Origin of the sequence: Pseudomonas coronafaciens pv. oryzae str. 1_6 (assembly GCF_000156995.2) — a bacterium.
GTDB classification, from domain to species: Bacteria; Pseudomonadota; Gammaproteobacteria; order Pseudomonadales; family Pseudomonadaceae; genus Aquipseudomonas; species Aquipseudomonas tremae.
In genome coordinates this window covers 608233-631770 of the sequence record NZ_CP046035.1, presented here as the reverse complement: position 1 = coordinate 631770, position 23538 = coordinate 608233, and the positions used below count along the sequence as shown (strand labels likewise).

Sequence of the window (23538 nt, the reverse complement as noted above, 5' to 3'; positions counted from 1 at the left end):
CGCGACACATTCGTTCCATTTTGCGACGTATCAACGTTTGGCCCAGCATTTGCTAAAGCTTGATCAGCGCTATTGTTCGCCTACAACCAGAATCCCCAGACCCGATCCTAAAACCATACGAATGGAGTCCACTGATGAAGCGTCGCAGTCTGATCAAAGCCTTCACCCTGTCCGCATCGATCGCCGCCATGGGGCTGACCTGGACCGTTCAGGCTGCAGAGACCATCAAGGTCGGCATCCTGCATTCGCTGTCGGGAACCATGGCCATTTCCGAAACGTCGTTGAAAGACATGGCGTTGATGACCATCGACGAGATCAATGCCAAGGGCGGCGTAAACGGCAAGATGCTCGAACCCGTAGTTGTGGACCCCGCCTCCAACTGGCCGCTGTTTGCTGAAAAGGGTCGTCAACTGCTGACCCAGGACAAAGTGGCCGTGGTGTTCGGCTGCTGGACGTCGGTCTCCCGCAAGTCGGTTCTGCCAGTGTTCGAGGAACTGAACGGTTTACTGTTTTACCCGGTGCAGTACGAAGGCGAAGAAATGTCGCCCAACGTGTTCTATACCGGTGCAGCGCCTAACCAGCAGGCCATTCCTGCGGTCGAATATGTCATGAGTGAAGACGGCGGCTCGGCCAAGCGTTTCTTCCTGCTGGGCACCGACTATGTCTACCCGCGTACCACCAACAAGATTCTGCGCGCGTTCCTGCATTCCAAAGGCGTGAAAGATACCGATATCGAAGAGGTCTACACCCCATTCGGTCACTCTGACTATCAAACCATCGTAGCCAACATCAAGAAGTTCTCCGCCGGAGGCAAAACAGCTGTCATTTCCACCGTCAACGGCGACTCCAACGTGCCGTTTTACAAGGAACTGGCCAATCAGGGCCTGAAAGCCACCGACGTTCCCGTGGTGGCATTCTCGGTAGGCGAAGAAGAACTGCGTGGTATCGATGCCAAGCCTCTGGTAGGTCACCTGGCCGCCTGGAACTACTTCCAGTCTGTGGAAAACCCGGTCAACAAGAAGTTCGTTGCCGACTGGAAAGCCTATGCCAAAAAGAAAAACCTGCCGGGCGCTGACAAAGCCGTAACCAACGACCCGATGGAAGCGACTTACGTTGGCATCCACATGTGGGCGCAGGCGGTGGAGAAAGCCAAATCCACCGATGTCGACAAGGTCCGCGAAGCAATGGCCGGGCAGACGTTCGCCGCTCCTTCGGGTTTCACCCTGACCATGGACAAGACCAACCATCACCTGCACAAGCCAGTGATGATCGGCGAAATCCAGGACGATGGGCAGTTCAATGTCGTCTGGGAAACCAAGGACCCGATCCGCGCCCAGCCCTGGAGCCCTTACATTCCCGGCAACGACAAGAAGCCGGATGCTCCGGTGAAGAGCAACTGACCCTCGATTGATGATCGCTCCCACGCTGAACGTCATGCACAGGCCCTGAAGCACCTGAAACAGGGCTTCAAGGCATCTGCCCGAAGGATGTGGGAGCGAACGAGTTCGCTCCCACGGCCTGCGGCCAGGATCAAGAGCAGACGGCGCCCTACCAAATCAAGGCCATATTGATATGCCTTCTTACTTCTACCGCTTTATTCTCGCCATCAGCCTGCTGCTGCCCGTTGTGGCTCAGGCCAGCGACGCCAGTGATTTTGTCGCAGCCAGCTCCTCGAAGCAGGCAGAACTGCTGGAAACCTGGGCCGCCACGCCGACGCCGGAACGTGTCGAACTGCTTGAAGCCCTGCGCGACGGGCGGGTTGGCGCCGACAGCAGCAAGCGCGCCTGGATCGAAACCAACGATCAATACGTCGCCGTCGATGCACAAGCACCCGCAGCGGCGGACGCCCCAAACCCTGACGAACCGCGCAAACTGCGCTTGAACAACCGGTTGCGAGGGCTGGTGGAAACGGCACTTGCCAGCCACCAGCTGCTGGCGTCTGACAGCGCCGTTCGCCTCGCAGCGGCCCAACAGTTACAGCGAAGTGCCCGCCCGGCACAACTGGAGCTGCTCAGCCAGAGAGTGGCCAGCGAAACCGACGCTGGCGTTAAAAGTGCGCTGACGCTGGCCCTGGCTAACCTGCAGATGGTCGACTCAAGCCCCACGGTGCGCCTCGCCGCCGTCAGGCTGCTGGGCGAAACCGGCGACCCGCTGGCCCGCACTCGTCTTGAATCATTGCTGGCGCCAGGTGTGGAAAACGACGCATCGGTCCGCACCGCTGCCGAAACCAGTCTGGCTCAGGTCAAACGCAAGCTGTTGATCGGCGAATTGCTCGGTCAGGCGTTCAGCGGCATGTCGCTGGGCTCGATCCTGCTGCTCGCTGCATTGGGCCTGGCAATTACCTTCGGCCTGCTCGGCGTGATCAACATGGCGCACGGCGAAATGCTCATGCTGGGTGCCTACTCGACTTACATGGTGCAACTTATGTTCCAGCGCTATGCGCCGGGTGCCATCGAGTACTACCCGTTGATCGCACTGCCGGTGGCGTTTTTTGTCACCGCCGCGATCGGCATGGCACTGGAACGAACGGTGATTCGCCACCTGTATGGCCGCCCTCTGGAAACCCTGCTCGCCACCTGGGGCATCAGCCTGATGCTGATTCAGGCAGTGCGACTGGCCTTCGGCGCGCAGAACGTCGAAGTGGCAAACCCCGCATGGTTGTCCGGCGGGATCCAGGTGCTGCCCAACCTGGTGCTGCCCTACAACCGCATCGTCATCATCGCCTTCGCGCTATTCGTGGTGGTGCTGACCTGGCTGCTGCTGAACAAGACCCGACTGGGTCTGAACGTGCGTGCCGTGACCCAGAACCGCAACATGGCCGCCTGCTGTGGCGTGCCGACCGGACGCATCGACATGATGGCCTTCGGGCTGGGGTCGGGCATCGCAGGCCTGGGCGGCGTCGCGCTCAGTCAAATCGGCAACGTCGGTCCTGACCTTGGCCAGAGCTACATCATCGACTCATTCCTGGTGGTGGTGCTTGGCGGTGTCGGGCAACTCGCCGGGAGTGTCACAGCCGCCTTCGGCCTGGGCATCGCCAACAAGATTCTTGAACCGCAGATCGGCGCCGTACTGGGCAAGATCCTGATCCTCGCGCTGATCATTCTGTTTATCCAGAAACGTCCGCAAGGCCTCTTCGCACTGAAAGGACGGGTGATCGACTGATGAGCCAGCCACTGATGATAACCGCCGCGCAAAAAGTCGGCCCCAAAGGCACGCTGACTGTCGGCATGCTGATCCTCGCCGTGCTGCTGGCACTGCCGCTGCTGTCGTTGTTGCCAGCCGATAACAGCTTTCAGGTCTCGGCCTACACCCTGACGCTGGTCGGCAAGATTCTCTGCTATGCCATCGTCGCCCTCGCCCTGGACCTGGTGTGGGGCTACGCGGGCCTGCTCTCGCTGGGCCACGGCTTGTTCTTCGCACTGGGCGGCTATGCGATGGGCATGTACCTTATGCGCCAGGCCGCCGGTGATGGTTTGCCTGCGTTCATGACATTCCTGTCGTGGACCGAGCTGCCGTGGTACTGGGCGGGCACCGATAACTTTCTCTGGGCGTTGTGCCTGGTGGTTCTGGCGCCGGGATTGCTGGCGTTGGTGTTCGGCTTTTTCGCTTTTCGCTCGCGGATCAAGGGCGTGTACTTTTCGATCATGACCCAGGCCCTGACGTTTGCCGGCATGCTGCTGTTCTTTCGTAACGAAACCGGTTTTGGCGGCAATAACGGCTTCACCAACTTCCGCAGCATCCTGGGCTTCAGCATCAGTTCGCAAGGCACTCGTGCGGTGCTGTTTCTGAGCACTGTCGCGTTGCTGGTCGCGAGCCTGTACATCGGCTGGAAGCTGGCACAGAGCAAGTTTGGCCGGGTACTGACCGCGCTGCGTGATGCCGAAAACCGGTTGATGTTCTGCGGTTACGACCCGCGCGGCTTCAAACTGTTCGTCTGGGTGTTGAGCGCTGTGTTGTGCGGCCTGGCCGGGGCCTTGTACGTGCCGCAGGTCGGCATCATCAACCCCGGCGAAATGTCGCCGACCAACTCCATCGAAGCCGCTGTGTGGGTGGCTCTCGGCGGTCGCGGCACGCTGATCGGCCCGCTGCTCGGTGCAGGCGTGGTCAACGGCATGAAAAGCTGGTTCACGATGGCTTTCCCGGAGTACTGGCTGTTCTTTCTCGGCGCGCTGTTCATCATCGTCACGCTGTACCTGCCCAAGGGCGTGATCGGTCTGCTGAAGAAAAGGAGCGAGCAATGAAAACCACTCCGACGCCCTCGTTCATGCTTGAGCCGATTCTGGCCCCCAACTCCGACGCAGGCACCAGCCGCGACGCAGTGGGCTTCGGCAAAAGTGCCGGCAAGGGCCTAAACACACGTCATGGCACGATCCTGACACTGGAAGACATCAGCGTCAGTTTCGATGGTTTCAAGGCCTTGAATGATCTGAATCTGTACATCGGCGTGGGCGAACTGCGCTGCATCATCGGCCCCAATGGCGCAGGCAAGACCACGCTGATGGACGTCATCACCGGCAAGACCCGCCCCAGCCAAGGCAAGGCCTGGTTCGGCGAGACACTGGACCTGACGCAGATGAGCGAAGTGCAGATCGCGCAATCAGGGATCGGCCGTAAATTTCAGAAACCCACGGTATTCGAAGCCCTCAGCGTGTTCGAAAATCTGGAGCTGGCGCAGAAGACCGATAAATCGGTGTGGGCCAGTCTGCGTGCGCGCTTGAGCGGCGAGCAACAGGACCGCATCAACGAGGTGCTGGAAACCATCCGTCTGGCCCCTTCCATGCACCGCCCGGCAGGGTTGCTGTCGCATGGCCAGAAGCAGTTTCTGGAAATTGGCATGCTGCTGGTTCAGGACCCGCAACTGCTGTTGCTCGATGAACCGGTGGCTGGCATGACCGATGCCGAAACCGAGTTTACTGCCGAGCTGTTCAAAGGCCTTGCAGGCAAGCATTCGCTGATGGTGGTGGAACACGACATGGGCTTCGTCGGCTCGATTGCCGACCACGTCACTGTGTTGCATCAGGGCAGCGTTCTGGCCGAAGGCTCATTGAACGACGTACAGGCCGACGAACGCGTGATCGAAGTCTATCTGGGGCGCTGATGAGAGCCCCCCATCGAACCGACACTACGCGTCGTAGAACTGCGATTACGCTGTAACACACGAGAAAATCAACCATGCTCCAGGTCGAAAAGCTCCATCAATATTACGGCGGCAGCCACATCCTGCGAGGGCTGTCTTTTGATGTGAAGGTCGGTGAAGTCACCTGCCTGCTGGGCCGTAACGGCGTCGGCAAAACCACCCTGCTGCGCGTGCTAATGGGCCTGCTGCCATCGAAAGAAGGCACGGTGAAATGGGAAGGCAAAACCATCACGGGCATCAAGACCCATCAACGAGTACATGCCGGTATCGCTTACGTACCACAAGGTCGGGAAATTTTCGGACGGCTGACGGTCGAGGAAAACCTGCTGATGGGCCTGTCGCGCTTTCCCGGCTCCGAGGCCAAAGAGGTGCCTGCCTTCATCTACGAGCTGTTCCCGGTGCTGCTGCAAATGAAACATCGTCGCGGCGGCGATCTGTCCGGAGGCCAGCAGCAACAACTGGCAATTGGCCGGGCGCTGGCAAGTCGTCCACGCCTGCTGATTCTCGATGAGCCCACAGAAGGCATTCAGCCCTCAGTCATCAAGGAGATCGGCGCGGTCATCAAGAAACTGGCCGAGCGTGGCGACATGGCGATTCTGCTGGTCGAGCAGTTCTATGACTTTGCGGCAGAACTGGCAGATCAATACTTGGTGATGTCGCGAGGTGAAATCGTCCAGCAGGGCCGGGGCGAGAACATGGAAGCCGATGGCGTGCGCGGGCTGGTCACCATATGAGGCGCCAATCCGTTATCGTGCTGCCCTTGATCAGCCATTGAAGACGCCATGAATCTGCCTGCACACACTGCCTTGTTCACACCCAGCTGGCACGCCGAGCTGGAACTGGGCTATGGCCGTTTCGACGACTGCACGCGCCCGACCCAACGCCGCCACAAGGGCCCCTTGCGGGTCCAGAAACATTTGTACGCCGAAGGCCCGCAGGTGTGTCAGCACATCATCGTCCACCCGCCTGGCGGCATAGCCGGGGGCGACCGCCTGGATATTTCGGCCACCGTCGGCGCCAATGCCTGGGCGCAGCTGACCAGCCCTGGCGCGGCCAAATGGTATCGCGCTGCAAGCCCGGCGTTTCAGCAACTGGAGCTGCATGTCCAGCCCGGAGCGACGCTGGAGTGGCTGCCACAGGAAACCATCGTCTTCAGCAATGCTCAGGCCGAGCTGACCACACGCATCGAGCTGCACGGTGACGCCCGACTGTGCTACTGGGACGTCGTGGCGCTGGGCCGTCCGGCCAGTGGCGAACGTTTCGAACACGGCCATTTTCAATCGCATCTGGATATTCGTCGCGACGGAACATTGCTCTGGCATGAGCGGCAACGCATTATCGGCGGTGACGGGCTGCTGGATTCGCCTGTCGGCCTGGACGGCAAAACGGTGTTCGCCACCCTGCTGCTGACCGGCGAAGTGGCCAGCGACCTGCTTGAAGACTGCCGCTCGCTGTCGATGCCCAATCCGGTTCGCGGTAACCTGACACAGTTGCCGGGGTTGGTAGTCGCGCGTTGTCTGGCCGACGAGGCCTTGCACGCCAGGGCCTGGCTGATAGAAATCTGGAAACGCCTGCGCCCGGCCCTGCTTGGCCGCGAGGCGGTAACGCCGAGAATCTGGAATACCTGATTCGGGTACGACCCACCACCGAATGTGAAGAAGCAGAAAGCCTATGGACCTGACGCCACGCGAAAAAGACAAGATGTTGATTTTCACCGCCGGACTGGTTGCCGAACGGCGTCTGGCGCGCGGGGTGAAACTCAATTATCCGGAAGCCATGGCCTACATCTCGGCGGCGTTGCTGGAAGGTGCGCGTGACGGCCAGACAGTCGCCGACCTGATGCACTACGGCACTACCCTGCTGAGCCGCGATCAGGTCATGGAAGGCATTCCGGAAATGATCCCGGAAATCCAGGTGGAAGCCACCTTCCCGGACGGCACCAAGCTGGTCACTGTACACCAGCCGATTGCCTGAAGGAGTGATCATGCAAGAGCTGATTCGCGATGCGCTGCCGGGCGATCTGCCGGGCATCCTGGCCATCTACAACGATGCAGTGCTCAATACCACGGCTATCTGGAACGAGCAGCCGGTCGATCTGGCCAACCGCCAGGCGTGGTACGCGTCTCGCCAGGCCCAGGGTTATCCGATCCTGATCGCCATTGACAGTGCCGGCGATGTACTCGGTTATTCATCGTTCGGGGACTGGCGCCCTTTCGAAGGCTTTCGCCATACCGTCGAGCATTCGGTTTATGTGCGCGCCGACCAACGTGGCAAAGGTCTGGGGCCGCGTTTGATGGCTGCTTTGATCGAGCGCGCGCGCACCTGTGACAAACACATGATGGTGGCTGCCATCGAAAGCGGCAACGCGGCCTCCATCGCCCTGCACGATCGTCTGGGCTTCAAGATCACCGGGCAGATGCCGCAGGTCGGTACCAAATTCGGCCGCTGGCTGGACCTGACATTCATGCAGCTTGATCTGTCCCCCGGCGCGGCGGCGCCCGCTTCGCAAGCCCCCGCCCCCCTCTAGAGAGCACGCCATGAACCATGCACAGTTGCGACGCGTCACCGTTGAAAACTTCGCGTATTACCGCCACGGCCTGGCGCAGTTGCTGTTCGACACGGTTCACGGCGGCGCTTCGATCGGCTTCATGGCCGACCTGGACATGGAGCAGGCTTACGCCTGGTGCGATGGCCTAAAAGCCGATATCGCTACAGGCAGCCTGCTGCTTTGGGTGGTGGCTGAAGAAGCGCATGTGCTGGCCAGCGCGCAACTTTCACTGTGCCAGAAGCCCAATGGCCTGAACCGTGCCGAAGTGCAGAAACTCATGGTGCAGCCAGCGGCCCGAGGTCATGGCCTTGGCAGACAACTGATGGAAGAGGTCGAGCAGGCTGCTGTGAAACACAAACGCGGGCTGCTGCATCTGGACACCGAAGCCGGCTCCACGGCTGAAGCCTTCTATCGCTCGCTGGCCTACAACCGCGTCGGCGAGCTGCCGGATTACTGTGCGACACCGGACGGTCGTTATCGACCAACCGCCATTTATTTCAAAACCTTGGGGCAACCGACATGATCCCTGGTCAGTACCAGATCCAGCCCGGCGACATCGAACTCAACGCCGGACGCCGCACCCTAAGTCTGACCGTCGCCAACAGTGGCGACCGGCCGATTCAGGTGGGCTCGCACTTCCACTTTTTTGAAACCAACGACGCCCTGACCTTCGACCGCGCCGCCAGTCGTGGCATGCGCCTGAACATTCCGGCCGGCACCGCCGTGCGCTTCGAACCGGGCCAGTCACGAGAAATCGAATTGGTGGACCTGGCGGGATTACGCAAGGTCTTCGGCTTTGCCGGACGGGTAATGGGCGAGCTGGATTGAGTCGTTTTTGAATATTGTTCCTACGCGCCGCGTGGGATGCGTGCCAACGCGGAGCATTGGCACGATAGTCATAGTCAGTCGGGGTTGCGCATAACGATGCACAAGGAATCACTATGAAAATCTCCAGACAAGCCTACGCCGACATGTTCGGCCCCACCGTTGGCGACAAGGTTCGACTGGCGGATACCGAATTGTGGATCGAGGTCGAGAAGGACTTCACCACTTATGGTGAGGAAGTGAAGTTCGGCGGTGGCAAGGTCATCCGTGATGGCATGGGCCAAGGCCAACTGCTGGCTGCCGATGTGGTCGATACGCTGATCACCAACGCCTTGATCATTGATCATTGGGGCATCGTGAAGGCCGACGTCGGCATCAAGAATGGCCGTATTGCAGCAATCGGCAAAGCCGGTAATCCGGATATTCAGCCAGACGTGACCATCGCCGTCGGCGCGGCCACCGAAGTCATCGCAGGTGAAGGCATGATCCTCACCGCAGGCGGCGTCGACACACACATCCACTTCATCTGCCCGCAGCAGATCGAAGAAGCGCTGATGAGTGGCGTGACCACGATGATCGGCGGCGGCACCGGCCCCGCAACCGGCACCAACGCCACGACGGTCACCCCAGGCCCTTGGCACATGGCGCGCATGCTGCAGGCCTCGGATTCGTTCCCGATGAACATCGGCTTCACCGGCAAGGGCAACGTCAGCCTGCCCGGCCCACTGATCGAGCAGGTCAAGGCCGGCGCTATCGGTCTGAAACTGCACGAAGACTGGGGCACAACGCCTGCCGCCATCGACAATTGCCTGAGCGTTGCCGATGAATATGACGTACAGGTCGCCATCCATAGCGACACGTTGAACGAGTCAGGTTTTGTCGAAACCACCCTGGCGGCGTTCAAGAATCGTACGATCCACACTTATCACACCGAAGGTGCCGGTGGCGGCCATGCGCCGGACATCATCAAAGCCTGCGGTTCGCCGAACGTGCTGCCGAGTTCGACCAATCCGACCCGGCCCTTCACTCGCAATACCATTGATGAGCACCTGGACATGCTCATGGTCTGCCATCACCTGGACCCGAGCATTGCCGAAGACGTGGCTTTCGCGGAAAGCCGCATTCGCCGTGAAACCATTGCTGCCGAGGACATTCTCCACGACCTGGGCGCGTTCTCCATGCTCAGTTCCGACAGCCAGGCGATGGGCCGGGTCGGCGAAGTGATCATGCGCACCTGGCAAACCGCCGACAAAATGAAAAAACAACGCGGCCCGCTGCCGCAGGATGGCCCCGGCAACGACAACTTCCGCGCCAAGCGTTACATCGCCAAGTACACCATCAACCCGGCAATTACCCACGGCATCAGCCATGAAGTGGGTTCCATCGAGGTCGGCAAGTGGGCAGATCTGGTGCTATGGCGTCCGGCATTTTTCGGCGTCAAACCTACCCTCATTCTCAAAGGCGGGGCCATCGCTGCCAGCCTGATGGGCGACGCCAATGCTTCGATCCCGACACCACAACCGGTCCACTATCGCCCGATGTTCGCCAGCTATGGCAGCTCGCTGCACGCCACCAGCATGACCTTCATCAGCCAGGCAGCCTTTGACGCAGGCGTGCCGGAAACCCTGGGCCTGAAAAAGCAGATCGGCGTGGTAAAAGGCTGCCGCACCGTGCAGAAAAAAGACCTGATCCACAACGACTACCTGCCGGACATCGAAGTCGATCCGCAGACCTATCAGGTAAAGGCAGACGGCGTGTTGCTATGGTGCGAACCGGCCGATGTGCTTCCGATGGCGCAGCGGTATTTTCTGTTCTGAAAAAAATGGCCTTCGACTTCAGAAGGCCCTTCAATATTTCCCGCCAAGTTTACTCTGCGAGGCCAAGCAACTCGTTGATCTTGGCTCTGAACCAGAATTTCAAGTGAAAATTAACGGTTTCATCGATCTTTTTACCGTTCTTGAAAAAGATAACAGTCGGCGCTTTAGTCAAATTGTAGTTTAGCTCTGCAGTGGGGCAGGCGCCCGGCGGCACACGAAGCATGACGACCCTCCCTTCAAACTCAGGCGCAAGATCATCGAGAATGGCCCAAGTCCGCATGACGTTGTAAGCTTCAATTTCCTTCCTCTCTTTCTCCTCCTTCTCTTTCTTCTCTTTCTTCGCCTTCTCTTTCTTCTCCTTTTCCTCCTCTTTCTCGTCCTCTATCTCCTCGTCTATCTCCTCCTCTTTCTCCTTCTTTTTCTCGCTGCTCGGGGTGCAGAATCCCAGCAACACCAACGGGTTGACTTCGCTCCATTTGCGATTGAAATCGTCATCGTCTTTAACTGTCTGGACGGTGGCTGCTTTTTTCTTGTAATTCAGAAGCGTTTCTTCGGATTTCAATACATCCAGTGCCTGCAGCGAATCGTTGATAGCGTCAAGCATACCCAGATCCTGACTGTTTTTTTCGCCCTGCAACACTCGGCTCAAAGCACTAAAAAAAGTGAGCTTTCCTTGCGCTAGATCGCCCAGCTTGTTGGCCTTCTTGTCGGCCAGTATTCCCGAGGCCAGCGTGATCTGTTCTTCGACGAACGCTGCGAATTCTGTGTTCAGCATGGTGAATATCTCCTTCATGAGGTGAGCAGCAATTCATCCAGCACTCGCACCATCCGCTCATTGGTCTGCAGCCCGACAATGTCTTCTCTTGCCCTTTTGCCTGCCTTGAAAAAAACGATCGTCGGACCGCAATTTATCTTGTATTCCTTTGAGGCCACGGGGTTCAAAGAGTCCTCGAGATCCAAATCCAGTTCGATATACACCCTGACCAGGATGGCTTTTTCAGCATACTTCTCTGCAAGATCATCAAAGATGACGTCCATTTTGGCGCTGGCTTTTTTTTCCTTCCCTTTCGTTGAGAACTCTACCGCCACAAGCTTGTGGTGGCTGGCCTCGACGACCTCTTTCTGGAAGATTGCATCGGTAACAGTTATTACACTCATGCGCTGGCCCTTCGTTCGATTAATCACAGATCGAACATAGGCCTGTGAAAAAAAGGCGTCTACTGACAGAAATGACAGTAAACGCCCTGTTTGTGGTGCCCTGTAAAGGGGGTAATATGCGCCATCTTTTTTACGTCCCTCCAGCAAGGTAGTCGGCACATGCGCCTTTCCGAATTCATCGTTGTTCATGTGGACCGCATCGTCGATGAATGGGAAGACTTTGCCAGAACGCTGAAACCGGCCGCCGAGAGCATGACCCAGGTTGAACTAAGGGATCACGCCAGGTCGATTCTGCTCGCGGCTGCACGGGACATGAATACCGCACAGAGCAAAAGCGAAGAGGTCGCCAAGGCTCGGGGCGAGGAGCTGAACAAGACGCCGAGCCTGGATGAAGCTGCCAGCAGTCATGGCGAGTTGCGCCATGAGGTAGGTTTTGATCTGGTGCAGATGACGTCCGAGTTCCGCCACCTGCGCGCCAGCGTCATACGTCTCTGGGCCGAGAATATGGCTACGCCGCAACGGGATGACCTTCAGGACGTAATCCGTTTCAACGAAGCCATCGACGAAGCGCTGGCCGAGTCCACCGCCGCCTACGCGGAGCGCGTCGGGCGCTCACGGGATATTTTTCTGGCCATCCTCGGCCATGACCTGCGCGCACCGCTTCAGGCCGTCAGCATGTCTACCGAACTGCTGGCGCGCAAAATATTGCCGGACGAAAAGACCCAGTCCTATGTATCGCGCATCCAGACCAGCACCCGGCACATGGGCGCGATGGTCAGCGATCTGCTGGAGTTCGTGCGCAGCCGGCTGGGCGCAGGGTTGCCAGTGGAGCGCAAACACATGGACCTGGCCGGCGCTTGTCGTGAGGCTATCGAAGAGGCCTGTGCAGGGCGACCGGGCTCGACGCCGGTCCTGAACATCGAAGGCAATACTCAGGGCCATTGGGACACCGGCCGGATCAGCCAGATGCTGCAGAATCTGATCGGCAACGCCCTGCAACATGGCGCGGCCAGTCACGAAATCACGCTCAGCGTCACCGGCAACGATAAGGCCGTGGTGCTGGTGGTACACAACGAAGGCAAGCCGATCGCAGAAGATGCGATCGGCACGATTTTCGATCCGCTGGTGCGCAGCACAGAGGAAGACAGCGAAACACGCGGCACGTCAACCAGCCTTGGGCTTGGCCTGTTCATCGTCAAGGAAGTGGTCAACGCCCACAGCGGTAGCATCACCGTGACCTCAAGCATTGCCGATGGCACCACCTTTACTGTGATGCTGCCAAAAAACTGAGCCCGTCAGGTTGTCGTGCCAATACGCTGCAAAGGTGACAACCCGCGTTACATCGGCAATCAGCCCTTCCAGTGAGCCCGTGGATCAAACGAGGCGCTGTCGGCCAGTTTCTGCCAGAGCGCACGGGTCGCTTCATCCGTATGCTTGGGCACGACGATCTTGAGCTGGGCATACAGATCACCGCGTTCGCCACTTTTGGTCATCAGGCCGTTACCTTTTATGCGCAGCCGCTGACCGTTCTGACTGTCGGGACGTATGGTCAGGTTCAGCCTGCTGGTGAGGGTCGGCACGGCAACCTTGGTCCCCAGTACGGCTTCCCATGGCGCCAAGGGCACGGTGATCACCAGATCGTGGCCTTCGACCTCGAACATAGGGTGTGGCGCCAGGCGAATAATCAGGTACAGGTCACCAGCGGCTCCGCCCGCCACACCAGGCGCGCCCTGCCCTTTAAGGCGAATACGCTCGCCATCGGTCACGCCCGCAGGAATCTTCACGTTCAGGGTCTTGGTGATGTCACCCATGCGCTGCCCGTTGGGACTGTGCTGAGGCACCTTGAAGCTGACCTGCTTGGATTCGCCCGACAGGGTCTCCTCAAGGAACACCGCCAGTTCCATTTCAACATCCTGCCCGGTGCGACCGGGGTTGCGGGTACGTCCGCCCTGCTGTGGCCGGCCACCGAAAATGGAGCTGAAAAACTCGGAAAAGTCTGCCGTTTCCTCGAATCCGCCAGCACCTGCTCCGGCGCGGCTTTGCCAGCCGGGCGGAGTCTGGAACGGACGCCCTTGTCGACCGTACTTGCGCAGCTCGTCGTACTCGGCCCGTTTGTCGGGGCTGCTGAGCACTTCGTAGGCTTCTGACGCTTCCTTGAACTTGTCTTCCGCGCCGGCTTCCTTGCTGACATCGGGATGATACTTGCGTGCCAGTTTGCGATAGGCGGTCTTTATCGCCTTGTCGTCCGCAGTGGGCTCAACGTCAAGTATCTTGTAGTAGTCTTTGAAATCCATGTAACGATCACCCATCCGATTTATCCGGCAAAGCCAGATACGCTGGCGTCACGCGCCCAGCTCCCTCCCTGTAGAGAGGTATCTGGATTGCCTAACGTCGAAAAATGTACCGATAGCCAGCCGCGTTTGCAGGCGGTTCGAGTGTTCGACAACCTGGTCTACCGAGAATCCCTTCAAGATTGGGGGTAATGAGCCTCAGTTCAAGCCTTGGCGGCAAATACCGTCAGGCAAATATAAGCGACGCGTCGCGCTACGCAATTTGCGTGCGCTGACATAAACTGCGCGGCCGTTTTTTGACTGGAACGTAAAAGACATGAATGACCAATCCCCGGCCCGTGCCTGCGGCATCGATTTCGGCACGTCCAACTCCACTGTCGGCTGGCAACGACCCGGCGTGGAATCGTTGATCGCGCTGGAGGACGACAAGATTACCCTGCCATCGGTGGTTTTCTTCAATATGGAAGAACGCCGCCCGGTCTACGGACGCCTCGCGCTTCACGAGTATCTGGAGGGCTACGAAGGCCGCCTGATGCGCTCGCTCAAAAGCCTGCTGGGCTCCAAGCTGATCAAGCACGACACCAGCGTTCTGGGCACCGCGATGCCGTTCAAGGATCTGCTGGCCCTGTTCATCGGCGAACTGAAGAAGCGCGCCGAGCACTTCGCAGGGCGCGAATTCGAGCACGTCGTGCTGGGCCGCCCGGTACACTTTGTCGACGATGACGCGCAGGCTGATCAGGAGGCTGAGGACACGCTGGCCGAGGTAGCACGCAAGATCGGCTTCAAGGAAGTGTCATTTCAGTTCGAGCCCATTGCGGCGGCATTCGATTACGAATCCACCGTCATCGCCGAAGAGCTGGTGCTGATTGTCGACATCGGCGGCGGTACCTCGGACTTCTCGCTGGTGCGCCTGTCACCCGAGCGGCGCGAGCACGATGATCGCCAGCAGGACATCCTGGCCACAGGTGGCGTACACATTGGCGGGACCGACTTCGACAAGCAGTTGAGCCTGCAAGGTGTAATGCCACTGTTCGGCTACGGCAGCCGCATGAAAAGCGGCGCCTACATGCCGACCAGCCATCACATCAACCTGGCGACCTGGCACACCATCAACGCGGTGTACTCGCAGAAATCCCAGCTGGCACTCGGCAGCATGCGCTACGACATCGAAGACACCGGCGGTATCGATCGCCTGTTCAAGCTGATCGAACAGCGCGCCGGGCATTGGCTGGCAATGGAAGTGGAAGAAACCAAGATCCACCTGACCCATGCCGAACACCGTCATTTGCCGATGGACCGGGTCGAGCCCGGGCTGAGTGTGGAGCTGAGTCGGGCCATGTTCGAAGCGGCGATCGACGCTCAGCTCGAGCGTGTGCGTAACAGCGTGACAAATTTGCTGAATGACGCAGGCGTGGGTGTCGAGCAGGTCAATACGGTGTTCTTTACCGGCGGTTCAAGTGGCATCCCGGCATTGCGCAACAGCGTCTCTGCGATGCTGCCCAACGCGCGCCATGTCGAAGGCAACATATTCGGCAGCATCGGCAGCGGTCTGGCGATAGAGGCGAAGAAGCGCTACGGCTAGGCGAATGATTCCTTCCCTGAGCATCGGCGCAGGGTTATACACAGGCCCGCTTTTGATTCTGGCCGAAGGCCGTGGGAGGGGGCTCATCCGCGATCTGTCGGGTACAGCCTAGACGCTAGACCAACCCTTCCTTCTGCAGTTCGCTCTTCAGGTACGCATAGTAAATCGGCCCTGCCACCACCCCCGGCAGGCCGAAGGCTGCTTCGAACAGCAGCATCGCCAGCAGCAACTCCCACGACTTGGCGTTAATCTGCCCGCCGACGATTCGCGCATTGAGGAAGTATTCGACCTTGTGGATAACGATCAGGTAACACAGCGCGGCCAACGCGACCCAGATCGAGATCGACATGCCGACGATGAAGATCAGCGTGTTGGACATCAGGTTGCCCACCACCGGCAACAGGCCGAGCAGGAAAGTCATGATGATCAGGGTTTTGGTCAGCGGCAGGTGGATCCCGCACAGCGGCAACACGATGGCCAGGAACACCGAAGTGAATGCGGTGTTCAGCAGGGATATCTTGATCTGGGCGAAGACGATATTGCGAAACGCCCGGCTGAGCAGGTACAGGCGGTCAAACAGCGCGGCTGCCAGGGGCTTGCGAACGTGGTCTGCGGAAATTCGCTGCAAGGCGATGATTGCGCCTAGCACCATGCCTATCAGCATGGTGACGAACATATGCGCCGCGCCCTTGCCGATCAATTGCAACTCGCCCACGTGCTTCTGCAGCCACAACCCGAGGGAAACCCGAAACTCTGCAGCACTGGCCGGCAGGTAAGCATCAATGAAAGGAGGCAACTGCCCGCGTGCGCGGTCTACCAGAACCATGAACTTGTCCAGCGAAGCACCGGGGTTCTCGGCCTCATGCAGCACAAAGCTGATGACGCCAGCAAAAATCAGCGTCAGCAGACTGACGACGACAGTGCCCAACAGCGCGACGGCCAGCCAGCGAGCACGTTCGCCGGAAATAAGACGCTGCAACTTGGGAGTCAGCATGTTGACCAGTTCAAACACCAACAGACCGGCTAGCAGGCTGGGCAACAACTTGAAAGGCAACACCATCAACAGGCCGCCAAACACAAGGATCCAGCTGGCGATTAACACCTGACGCGCAGAAAACGTTGGCATAGACCCTCAAAGGGCAACACTAGGAAGGTGGGCAGTCTGCCAGCCTTCTCAGCCGAGAACCAGCGATGCGAAGGGTGTAAAAAGCCAGGCGCAATTGTCCGCCCGATGATCGGCCCTTCAACTGCGCGAAAGTGCAGTGTTTACTGCACCCGCGCTGACCTCTGGCAGGAGCCGCCAGCGTCGGAAAATTATTTCTTCTTGAGACAATCACTCATGAAACTCTTGCGGGCATCGCCCTTGAGTGCCTCTGCGCTGGCCGTCGCATTACAGGTTTTCATCTTTTCCTGCTGAGTGGCAGCAGGCGCCGGCGCAGCTTTCAGGCAGGTACTCATGAACGTCTTGCGCTCGTCGCCCTTGAGCGATCTGGCACTGGCGTCGGCATTGCAGGTGGTCATCTTGTTCTGCTGCGTGGTGGCAGCAAAACCCTGGGCGGAACACATCAGGCCAACGAGCAACAAAGGGATACCTAACTTGTTCATCGATTGACTCTCCACATACCCTGCGCCGGACGGCACAGGCTGTGATTCAGTGTAGTCAGCATCGCAATACATGAAGGCTTAAGGTACATCGCCGCTGGCCTTTGCGAGAAACAAGCGGATAATTACCCCTCGTTTTAATGATGATGCCCTCATGCAATACGCTTTCCCGCTGATTACAGTCCTCATCTGGGCGATCAATACAGCTGTCACCAAGGCATCCGCCGGCGTGATCTTCCCGGCTGAAATAGGCTTTTATCGCTGGGCACTTGCTGCACTGCTGTTCACGCCGTTCATGCTCAGGCCCGTCTGGGCAAACCGTGCCGCCATCAGGCCGGTGCTGGGGAAAATCTTCATTCTGGCCGTACTGGGCACCGCGCTTTATCAAAGCCTGGCGTACTTCGCTGCCGGCCTGACTACGGCCACCAACATGGGCATCATTCAGTCGCTGGTGCCCATGATGGCGCTAGGGCTGTCGATTGCCTGCCTGGGCACTCGGCTGACCTCTGGCGCGCTGTGGGGGGCCGTTCTTTCATTCGCGGGGGTGGTCGTGGTGGTCTCGGCGGGGAATCCGGCCCAGTTGATCGAGCATGGTCTGAACCGTGGAGATGCGATGGTGCTGGTGGCAGCGACGTCCTATGCGATCTACAGCACGCTGCTGAAGAAATGGCAGTTGCGTCTACCGCCCCTGCAATTGCTGTATGTGCAGATCCTGCTGGCAATCATTGTGCTGTTGCCACCGTTTCTGCTGTCGCCTAAAACCGGCTTGAACGCGAGCAATATTCCGATGGTGTTATATGCCGCCATCCCCACCTCGATGCTCGCGCCGTGGCTGTGGATGACATCGATCATGCGCCTGGGGCCCAGCCGCACGACCTTGTTCTTCAACCTGATGCCCATTGCCACCGCATTGATCGCCGCGGCGACACTGGGCGAACAGCTGGCGCTCTATCACCTGGCTGGCGGAGCGCTGACCCTGTGCGGAGTCGTCCTCGCAGAACGCTGGACGACTCCGCTGCGGTCCAGGGCAGCCTAAGCAGTCGCGCTGCTTTCAACGCCCTCCAGGCTATGAATCGACACATCGGTGATACCGGCTGCGTGAGGCATGCCGGTATCGCCGCCGGGAAGCTCGTCCAGCTCTACGTGATGCTTGAGCGCCAGCTCGTGCACCACTTCGATGATGGGTACGTCCAGATTCTCGATAACGTCTACGTGGTGCTCGCCGAGCAGTGTGTACTCGATCTCATACAGCTCTTTATCGCTCATCGCATCTTCCTGGCCGTCACTGAGGATCGGCTGATTAACGAACTACGGTCTGAAAAACCTGACGATGACCTGACCCAAGGTCGAACCAGACGCTCGACCATGCCATCAGATTGACCTCAGTGTTTCATGAACGTGCCAGCAATTATTCGGCGAGCTGCTTTTCAGTCTCGGTCGAGGTATTTAGTCGCGGAAAAGCATCAGCGCGCAAGCAAATGCTGCCTCATCGCCATCTTTTTTTCGAACTCTCACCCCTCTTCCCTGCTCCAAGGCATACCGGGCCAAAACCGGCTCTGACTTGTGGAGCAATAACGATGTACAAGAAAATCCTCGCAGCGACCTTTGTATTGGCAACGATGGCTGGCTGCAGCAATACAACCGTGCAGAACCCGGTGGACTATGTCACTTATCGCAACGAACCACTGGTCAAGCAGGTCGAGAACGGCATGACCCGCCAGCAGGTCCGGACCATCGGTGGCGAGCCGTCGACCACGATCGAGCGCAAGGTCAATCCGGGGACGTGCAACAACTACGTGATGTACAAGGATGGCCATAAACAGGTCTACCACGTCAGCTTCAACAGTGATGGCCGCGTGACCAACAAAGGTTTCATGACCTGCGAACAGCGCGAGCAGAACGAAAAAGCGATGTAACTGAAATAACGCATAGAACTATCGTATAAAAGCCCGACGTGCAATGCGTCGGGCTTTTCCATGCTTAATGCTTAAGCAATTAACGCACAATTAAACATTGCGTTTCAAATCACCTTTGACGCTTTGCAACTTATGTAAAGACTTGATGTTATAGCCGCTCACCGCAAACGCTGCACCACTGATGGCCAAAGAACGGCTCATATGGCTTTTGATGCTTTTACTCAAATCGCAGACATCGCGGGCGAGGCACTGGACGAGAAGTACAACAAATGGATCGTCGATGGCACGGCGGGCGGTAACGTGACAGGCGGTTGGGACCGAATCAATGATAAAAAGTGTTCGTGAGGCACGATCCTGCTATTAAGCTGAAGTGGATACTGCTTACGCCATGGATCACGCAGCTTACGCCATACACAGTTCTTATTCTATTTCAACTATAGACATTCTTTAGCACGCACGCATAAATAGCTGGACGGCGCAGATTGCGGTGCTAATCGAACTGATATGTTTCACTCAGATTGCGATTCCCAACGCCTGAACAATCTTGCGCTGCACATGACAGCAAACGCTCTGAAAAAGAAAACAATCACCGCGCCCCGAAGAATCCCCCAGAGCGCAGTGGCAAGGCCAACCATCAGGTTGACGCTTAGAAAACCAGCTTGAACAGGGCGATAACCACGACCAGGCCGATCAGAAAGATGATGCCGACGGTGCTTCCCAGGAATTTAAGCATTGTATGTATCTCCACGATTTATTTGGGTCTCTTGCTTGGGACAGCAGTGGATCACGCTCGTTTCTTATATTTTTACATTTAGTCACACCCGTTCTGGCCAGCGAAAATCCGATAAAACTTTTTGGCCCTCTTGTACTCACAACCCTTGCTGATCTTGCCGGGCAACACACAGAGCGAGACCGCAAAACCTGATGAGTCCTGGAGATAAATGATGAATTCTGCACCGCAATCACAGCTATCCGATGTAACTACCCTGCGCCAGCGTGCGCGCCAAAATGTTGAGAATGGTGCGGTCACTGAAGGCTACAGCGCCGACCGTGAGACTGTATTGCGTCTGCTCAACGAGTCGCTGGCCACCGAGCTGGTGTGCGTGCTGCGCTACAAGCGCCACTACTTCATGGCATCCGGCCTGAAAGCCAGTGTCGCTGCGGATGAGTTTCTCGAGCATGCAACTCAGGAAGCCGAGCACGCCGACAAGCTGGCCGAGCGTATCGTGCAACTGGGTGGCGAACCGGAATTCAACCCGGACCTGCTGTCGAAGAACTCCCACGCACAGTACGTTGCGGGCAACACCCTGAAAGAAATGGTCTACGAAGACCTGGTAGCCGAGCGCATTGCCGTCGACAGCTATCGCGAGATCATTCAGTACATCGGTGACAGCGACCCGACGACTCGCCGTATCTTTGAGGAAATCCTGGCTCAGGAAGAAGAGCACGCCGATGACATGGCGGACATTCTCGAAGGCCTGTAACACGCGGCAAAAAGCGAAAAGCCAGGACCTGTGTCCTGGCTTTTTTGTGGGCGATGGATTATCGCGCTGGAGCGTGCGGAACGATGCTCATATAGCCCTAACGCACTACGCAGATTCTCGTTCCCCACGCTCTGCGTGGTAACGCATCTCGTGACGCTTTGCGTCATCCGTCGCAGCCTTGACGCTCACTTCAGACCGAACGAGGCCCGGTTCCATTGAAGCCAGAGCGTGAAGAACCAGACTGCCCCCAGGTTACTTCACCGTCTTCGGCGCCTTGCCGGTGCGCATCTGTTCCAGCAGCGGTCCGCACTGATTCGGCGCACTGTCGCCAGTCGCCACCAGCGCCAGCAAGCCTGCCGCCGGGCCTACGGTTGCACCGAGCAGGACCATGCCCGCCCCGCGCAGCAGCAACGGACCGGAATGCACGCCGGCGTTAGGCTTGGCGAACGGGCCGTTGACGTACAGTGGCGAACGCAGCGAAAAGATGCGGAACCCCTTGGACTCAGGGTTGATCTGCAAATCAAGCTGCTCGGTCTTCATGTTCGCGGTGCCGTCGATGTAGATGATGGCGTTCTCGGTATCGAAAACGAACAACTTACTGGTCGCCAACCCGTCTTTGATGCCGAAGTCGGAAGCCGCGCAATTGATCTTCACGTCCTTGTCGCCAAACAATTTGCCGACCACGTAATTGCCCACGTTGAGCCCGGCAATTTCCATCAGGCCGCGACTGATAGCACCGTCGTTGACCAGCATTTTCATTTCGCCATTGGCGGTGCCCAGCAAGGCAGCGATGGAGTTGCCCCGCCCACTGATGTCAGCATCACCGTTCAACTCACCAAAACTGGTCTTCATCGGCTCGAAGGTCGGGAACAGCTGTTTGAGTTTGAAGTTGCGCGCAGACAGCTTTGCCCGACCCAGCAAGGGTTTGTTGCGCCCGTCGAGCCGGATGTCGCCATCCAGCTTGCCGCCCGCAACGCCGAAGCGCAGCGGCTCGAGGCTCAACTGGCCGTCGTCGAGAATCAAGTGCGTATAGAGGTCAGTGAACGGCAGATCAGGGCTTTGCACGATGCGCTTGCCGGTGAACTCCACGTCCGCATCCATTGCACGCCAGCGGTCGGTCTGGAACTCCTCTACCGGCAGGACCTTGCCCGAAGGCTGTTTGCTCTCGCCGCCACGTTTTTTCTGCGCGGCGTTGGAGTCGGCGCCGATCAGCGGCGCAAGGTCGCTAAACAGCAGTTGATTGGAGACCAGCACACCACTCAGCTTGGGCCGAGGCTGGCTGGCGACGTAACCCAGGTCGCCGTGAATATCGCTGTTGCCGATCTTGCCGTTGAAGCCTTCGTAACGAAAGCTCGCGCCCGCAGGGTCGTGCAGCTTGGCAATCAGCCGGCCGTCAGTGGCATAGGCAGGCGAATCCGGCAGCGTCACGCCAGTCAGCGGGTAAAGATTGCTCAGGCTCGCGCCGGACAATTTCAGGCGCAGGTCCAGCGCGCCGAGGTTCTGCGGGTCAGTCAGGGCGCCGGCAATCACCGCATGGGTGTCGCCGATCTTGACGTCTGCCTGTACCGGAAAGGGCTGATTGGCATCCTTGAGCGCCAGCAGGCCACCGATCTTGCCAGTGCCGCTCAGCTTCTGGCCGTGGTACTGGCCTTTGACAGCCAGCCCAAAGGCATAGTCCTGTGGCACAGCGCCTTTTTCCTGCGCCTTTTGCGCCTCTTTGCTGCCGACGATTTCGCCGAACGGAATTGGCTTGCCCAGCATGTCGATCACGACATCGAGATTGGCATTCAGCGTCTGATCATTGAAGCTCACCAGCCCCTTGTCGAACTTGATCGCGCCGATATCCACCACCCACTTGGACGGCTCGGCATCCGGATCGGACTTGGGCAGGTCAAAGACCCAGTTGGCACGACCGTCGGCGAGGCGCTCAAGTTTGGCTTCCGGACCGGTCAGGTCAATACGCGGAATGACCACTTGCTGCACCAGCAACGGCAGCAGCGAGAGACGAAATTCAACGTGCTTGAGGGTCACCATCTGCGGGGTTTTCGACCATTCAGGGTTGCCCAGCATCAGATCATCGGCCACAAAATGCGGCGAAGGCACCCAGGCACGCCAGCCACCCAGTTCAGGTTCGCGCGTCCAGCGCACATCCAGATCCCCGTTGATTGCAAACGGACGATGCAACGCCTCGCTGACTTTCTCGTTGAGAGTGGGTTTGATGCGGTTCCAGTCGAAAGTGACGATCACGATGATCAATAGGGCCAGCACCAGTAACAGGGTGGCGCCCGTCCAGGCGAAAATCTTGCGGCTGCGCGTCATGCGTGACTCTCCAGAAAACAGCGCCCCGACCCTGGCGCGCTGAATATGACTTGAATGTTCGACTGAAAAACGCGCCGAGGGTTTGATTTGAATATGAATCCGTGGCAAAAACCAGCACCAATGCTGTGCAGGCAATCAAAGACGCACCTTAAAACCCCTTCGACGTAAGCGAAGCGCATTTGCTAAAGTGCTGCACAGCCTAATCCAAGAAACATTTGAGCCATGCTGCCCCGCGCCGAACAGAAACAACAAACCCGCAGAGCCTTGCTGGACGCCGCCCACCAGTTGATGGAGAGCGGGCGTGGTTTCGGCAGCCTGAGCCTGCGAGAGGTGGCGCGCACGGCGGGCATCGTGCCCACCGGGTTCTATCGACATTTTGAAGACATGGACCAGTTGGGCCTCGCACTGGTCAGCGAGGTCGGTCAGACCTTCCGTGAAACCATCCGGCTGGTGCGGCAAAACGAATTCGCAGTGGGCGGCCTTATACGCGCCTCGGTGAAGATATTTCTGGAGCGCGTGGCTGCCAACCGTTCACAGTTTCTGTTCCTGGCCCGCGAGCAATATGGCGGCTCGCTAAAGGTGCGGCAGGCGCTCGGGGCCTTGCGCGAAGGCATCAGCGCCGACCTGACCGCCGACCTGGCGAAAATGCCCAAATGGCGACATCTGAATGCTGATGCACTGTCGATCATCGCCGACCTGGTGGTGAAAAGCGTCTTTGCCATGCTGCCGGAACTGATCGACCCCCCACCCGCCTCGCTCGCCCCGCACCTGACCCCGCAGGCGAAAATTACCCAGCAGTTGCGTTTCATCTTTATAGGCGCGCGACACTGGCGAGGGCTTGGCAGCCACGATTGAAAGC

General features: G+C 58.3%; 25 protein-coding genes and 1 pseudogene. 18 read left to right on the top strand and 8 right to left on the bottom strand.

Going from position 1 to position 23538, the window contains the following annotated elements:
• Positions 1-134 precede the first annotated feature (134 nt).
• From urtA to ureC, 11 genes are all read left to right on the top strand, one after another.
• Positions 135-1400, top strand: coding sequence for an urea ABC transporter substrate-binding protein (urtA, locus tag POR16_RS02880; protein WP_005888615.1), 1266 nt, complete (start codon positions 135-137; stop codon positions 1398-1400).
• A gap of 172 nt (positions 1401-1572) precedes the next feature.
• Positions 1573-3162: an urea ABC transporter permease subunit UrtB gene (urtB, locus tag POR16_RS02875; RefSeq protein WP_024670363.1), complete on the top strand. Its 1590-nt coding sequence runs from the start codon at positions 1573-1575 to the stop codon at positions 3160-3162.
• Positions 3162-4241, top strand: a complete 1080-nt coding sequence (gene urtC / locus POR16_RS02870; protein WP_005888608.1) for an urea ABC transporter permease subunit UrtC — start codon at positions 3162-3164, stop codon at positions 4239-4241. The genes urtB and urtC overlap by 1 nt, the downstream gene beginning before the upstream one ends.
• A complete protein-coding gene (urtD, locus tag POR16_RS02865) occupies positions 4238-5098 on the top strand; it encodes an urea ABC transporter ATP-binding protein UrtD (RefSeq protein ID WP_005888607.1) in 861 nt (286 codons plus the stop codon). The genes urtC and urtD overlap by 4 nt, the downstream gene beginning before the upstream one ends.
• Positions 5099-5172: 74 nt before the next feature.
• On the top strand, positions 5173-5871 hold the full coding sequence (gene urtE, locus POR16_RS02860; RefSeq protein WP_005888606.1) for an urea ABC transporter ATP-binding subunit UrtE: 699 nt from the start codon (positions 5173-5175) through the stop codon (positions 5869-5871).
• Positions 5872-5919: 48 nt separating this feature from the next.
• Positions 5920-6765, top strand: coding sequence for an urease accessory protein UreD (locus tag POR16_RS02855; RefSeq protein WP_005888605.1), 846 nt, complete (start codon positions 5920-5922; stop codon positions 6763-6765).
• A gap of 43 nt (positions 6766-6808) precedes the next feature.
• A complete protein-coding gene (ureA, locus tag POR16_RS02850) occupies positions 6809-7111 on the top strand; it encodes an urease subunit gamma (RefSeq protein WP_005888604.1) in 303 nt (100 codons plus the stop codon).
• A 10-nt stretch (positions 7112-7121) separates the two neighbouring features.
• On the top strand, positions 7122-7664 hold the full coding sequence (locus tag POR16_RS02845; RefSeq protein WP_005888603.1) for a GNAT family N-acetyltransferase: 543 nt from the start codon (positions 7122-7124) through the stop codon (positions 7662-7664).
• Between the two features lie 10 nt (positions 7665-7674).
• Positions 7675-8208: a GNAT family N-acetyltransferase gene (locus POR16_RS02840; RefSeq protein WP_005888602.1), complete on the top strand. Its 534-nt coding sequence runs from the start codon at positions 7675-7677 to the stop codon at positions 8206-8208.
• Positions 8205-8513, top strand: a complete 309-nt coding sequence (locus POR16_RS02835) for an urease subunit beta (RefSeq protein ID WP_005888601.1) — start codon at positions 8205-8207, stop codon at positions 8511-8513. The genes POR16_RS02840 and POR16_RS02835 overlap by 4 nt, the downstream gene beginning before the upstream one ends.
• Positions 8514-8626: 113 nt before the next feature.
• Positions 8627-10327: an urease subunit alpha gene (ureC, locus tag POR16_RS02830; protein WP_005888600.1), complete on the top strand. Its 1701-nt coding sequence runs from the start codon at positions 8627-8629 to the stop codon at positions 10325-10327.
• Between the two features lie 538 nt (positions 10328-10865).
• Here the strand turns inward: ureC and POR16_RS26850 are convergent.
• Both POR16_RS26850 and POR16_RS26460 read right to left on the bottom strand, forming a co-directional pair.
• Positions 10866-11102: pseudogene (locus tag POR16_RS26850) on the bottom strand (thioredoxin); the annotation flags it as partial.
• A gap of 14 nt (positions 11103-11116) precedes the next feature.
• Positions 11117-11674: a thioredoxin family protein gene (locus POR16_RS26460; protein ID WP_230855601.1), complete on the bottom strand. Its 558-nt coding sequence runs from the start codon at positions 11672-11674 to the stop codon at positions 11117-11119.
• Here POR16_RS26460 and POR16_RS02820 point away from each other — a divergent pair.
• The gene (locus POR16_RS02820; RefSeq protein WP_005888596.1) at positions 11645-12775 is read left to right on the top strand and encodes a sensor histidine kinase; all 1131 of its coding nucleotides are present in this window, start codon (positions 11645-11647) and stop codon (positions 12773-12775) included. The genes POR16_RS26460 and POR16_RS02820 overlap by 30 nt on opposite strands.
• Positions 12776-12834: 59 nt before the next feature.
• Here the strand turns inward: POR16_RS02820 and cbpA are convergent, their stop codons facing one another.
• Positions 12835-13779, bottom strand: a complete 945-nt coding sequence (cbpA, locus tag POR16_RS02815; RefSeq protein WP_005888594.1) for a curved DNA-binding protein — start codon at positions 13777-13779, stop codon at positions 12835-12837.
• A 313-nt stretch (positions 13780-14092) separates the two neighbouring features.
• On the opposite strand from cbpA, the gene POR16_RS02810 reads away from it, so the two are divergent.
• A complete protein-coding gene (locus tag POR16_RS02810; RefSeq protein ID WP_005888592.1) occupies positions 14093-15358 on the top strand; it encodes an Hsp70 family protein in 1266 nt (421 codons plus the stop codon).
• A gap of 115 nt (positions 15359-15473) precedes the next feature.
• Here POR16_RS02810 and POR16_RS02805 read toward each other — a convergent pair whose 3' ends face one another.
• Positions 15474-16484 carry an AI-2E family transporter gene (locus POR16_RS02805; RefSeq protein WP_005888590.1) on the bottom strand — a complete coding sequence of 337 codons (1011 nt, stop codon included), beginning with the start codon at positions 16482-16484 and terminating at the stop codon, positions 15474-15476.
• A gap of 188 nt (positions 16485-16672) precedes the next feature.
• Positions 16673-16963 carry a PsiF family protein gene (locus POR16_RS02800; RefSeq protein ID WP_024670367.1) on the bottom strand — a complete coding sequence of 97 codons (291 nt, stop codon included), beginning with the start codon at positions 16961-16963 and terminating at the stop codon, positions 16673-16675.
• A gap of 151 nt (positions 16964-17114) precedes the next feature.
• Here POR16_RS02800 and POR16_RS02795 point away from each other — a divergent pair, with 151 nt between their 5' ends.
• Entirely contained in the window at positions 17115-17996 is an 882-nt protein-coding gene (locus POR16_RS02795; RefSeq protein ID WP_024670368.1) for a DMT family transporter, read from the top strand.
• Here the strand turns inward: POR16_RS02795 and POR16_RS02790 are convergent.
• Positions 17993-18226: a hypothetical protein gene (locus POR16_RS02790; RefSeq protein ID WP_005888582.1), complete on the bottom strand. Its 234-nt coding sequence runs from the start codon at positions 18224-18226 to the stop codon at positions 17993-17995. The genes POR16_RS02795 and POR16_RS02790 overlap by 4 nt on opposite strands.
• Positions 18227-18537: 311 nt before the next feature.
• Between POR16_RS02790 and osmE the strand changes: the two genes are divergently transcribed.
• Together osmE and POR16_RS26455 are read left to right on the top strand one after the other, a co-directional pair.
• A complete protein-coding gene (gene osmE / locus POR16_RS02785) occupies positions 18538-18876 on the top strand; it encodes an osmotically-inducible lipoprotein OsmE (protein WP_005888580.1) in 339 nt (112 codons plus the stop codon).
• Positions 18877-19077: 201 nt separating this feature from the next.
• Positions 19078-19221: a hypothetical protein gene (locus POR16_RS26455; RefSeq protein ID WP_005888577.1), complete on the top strand. Its 144-nt coding sequence runs from the start codon at positions 19078-19080 to the stop codon at positions 19219-19221.
• 301 nt (positions 19222-19522) lie between these two features.
• On the opposite strand, the gene POR16_RS27250 is transcribed toward POR16_RS26455, so the two are convergent.
• Entirely contained in the window at positions 19523-19609 is an 87-nt protein-coding gene (locus tag POR16_RS27250) for a small membrane protein YohP (protein WP_441344152.1), read from the bottom strand.
• 211 nt (positions 19610-19820) lie between these two features.
• Between POR16_RS27250 and POR16_RS02770 the strand changes: the two genes are divergently transcribed.
• Positions 19821-20360, top strand: coding sequence for a ferritin-like domain-containing protein (locus POR16_RS02770; RefSeq protein WP_005888575.1), 540 nt, complete (start codon positions 19821-19823; stop codon positions 20358-20360).
• A gap of 252 nt (positions 20361-20612) precedes the next feature.
• Here POR16_RS02770 and POR16_RS02765 read toward each other — a convergent pair whose 3' ends face one another.
• Positions 20613-22679, bottom strand: a complete 2067-nt coding sequence (locus POR16_RS02765; RefSeq protein WP_005888573.1) for an AsmA family protein — start codon at positions 22677-22679, stop codon at positions 20613-20615.
• A 222-nt stretch (positions 22680-22901) separates the two neighbouring features.
• Between POR16_RS02765 and POR16_RS02760 the strand changes: the two genes are divergently transcribed.
• On the top strand, positions 22902-23534 hold the full coding sequence (locus tag POR16_RS02760) for a TetR family transcriptional regulator (protein WP_024670370.1): 633 nt from the start codon (positions 22902-22904) through the stop codon (positions 23532-23534).
• Positions 23535-23538: the final 4 nt, after the last annotated feature.

Excerpts from the sequence above, each read along its gene's own strand:
- urtA (WP_005888615.1), top strand. The coding sequence starts at position 135 with ATGAAGCGTCGCAGTCTGATCAAAGCCTTCACCCTGTCCGCATCGATC.
- urtB (WP_024670363.1), top strand. The coding sequence starts at position 1,573 with ATGCCTTCTTACTTCTACCGCTTTATTCTCGCCATCAGCCTGCTGCTG.
- urtC (WP_005888608.1), top strand. The coding sequence starts at position 3,162 with ATGAGCCAGCCACTGATGATAACCGCCGCGCAAAAAGTCGGCCCCAAA.
- urtD (WP_005888607.1), top strand. The coding sequence starts at position 4,238 with ATGAAAACCACTCCGACGCCCTCGTTCATGCTTGAGCCGATTCTGGCC.
- urtE (WP_005888606.1), top strand. The coding sequence starts at position 5,173 with ATGCTCCAGGTCGAAAAGCTCCATCAATATTACGGCGGCAGCCACATC.
- POR16_RS02855 (WP_005888605.1), top strand. The coding sequence starts at position 5,920 with ATGAATCTGCCTGCACACACTGCCTTGTTCACACCCAGCTGGCACGCC.
- ureA (WP_005888604.1), top strand. The coding sequence starts at position 6,809 with ATGGACCTGACGCCACGCGAAAAAGACAAGATGTTGATTTTCACCGCC.
- POR16_RS02845 (WP_005888603.1), top strand. The coding sequence starts at position 7,122 with ATGCAAGAGCTGATTCGCGATGCGCTGCCGGGCGATCTGCCGGGCATC.
- POR16_RS02840 (WP_005888602.1), top strand. The coding sequence starts at position 7,675 with ATGAACCATGCACAGTTGCGACGCGTCACCGTTGAAAACTTCGCGTAT.
- POR16_RS02835 (WP_005888601.1), top strand. The coding sequence starts at position 8,205 with ATGATCCCTGGTCAGTACCAGATCCAGCCCGGCGACATCGAACTCAAC.
- ureC (WP_005888600.1), top strand. The coding sequence starts at position 8,627 with ATGAAAATCTCCAGACAAGCCTACGCCGACATGTTCGGCCCCACCGTT.
- POR16_RS02820 (WP_005888596.1), top strand. The coding sequence starts at position 11,645 with ATGCGCCTTTCCGAATTCATCGTTGTTCATGTGGACCGCATCGTCGAT.
- POR16_RS26460 (WP_230855601.1), bottom strand. The coding sequence starts at position 11,674 with ATGAACAACGATGAATTCGGAAAGGCGCATGTGCCGACTACCTTGCTG.
- cbpA (WP_005888594.1), bottom strand. The coding sequence starts at position 13,779 with ATGGATTTCAAAGACTACTACAAGATACTTGACGTTGAGCCCACTGCG.
- POR16_RS02810 (WP_005888592.1), top strand. The coding sequence starts at position 14,093 with ATGAATGACCAATCCCCGGCCCGTGCCTGCGGCATCGATTTCGGCACG.
- POR16_RS02805 (WP_005888590.1), bottom strand. The coding sequence starts at position 16,484 with ATGCCAACGTTTTCTGCGCGTCAGGTGTTAATCGCCAGCTGGATCCTT.
- POR16_RS02800 (WP_024670367.1), bottom strand. The coding sequence starts at position 16,963 with ATGAACAAGTTAGGTATCCCTTTGTTGCTCGTTGGCCTGATGTGTTCC.
- POR16_RS02795 (WP_024670368.1), top strand. The coding sequence starts at position 17,115 with ATGCAATACGCTTTCCCGCTGATTACAGTCCTCATCTGGGCGATCAAT.
- POR16_RS02790 (WP_005888582.1), bottom strand. The coding sequence starts at position 18,226 with ATGAGCGATAAAGAGCTGTATGAGATCGAGTACACACTGCTCGGCGAG.
- osmE (WP_005888580.1), top strand. The coding sequence starts at position 18,538 with ATGTACAAGAAAATCCTCGCAGCGACCTTTGTATTGGCAACGATGGCT.
- POR16_RS26455 (WP_005888577.1), top strand. The coding sequence starts at position 19,078 with ATGGCTTTTGATGCTTTTACTCAAATCGCAGACATCGCGGGCGAGGCA.
- POR16_RS27250 (WP_441344152.1), bottom strand. The coding sequence starts at position 19,609 with ATGCTTAAATTCCTGGGAAGCACCGTCGGCATCATCTTTCTGATCGGC.
- POR16_RS02770 (WP_005888575.1), top strand. The coding sequence starts at position 19,821 with ATGAATTCTGCACCGCAATCACAGCTATCCGATGTAACTACCCTGCGC.
- POR16_RS02765 (WP_005888573.1), bottom strand. The coding sequence starts at position 22,679 with ATGACGCGCAGCCGCAAGATTTTCGCCTGGACGGGCGCCACCCTGTTA.
- POR16_RS02760 (WP_024670370.1), top strand. The coding sequence starts at position 22,902 with ATGCTGCCCCGCGCCGAACAGAAACAACAAACCCGCAGAGCCTTGCTG.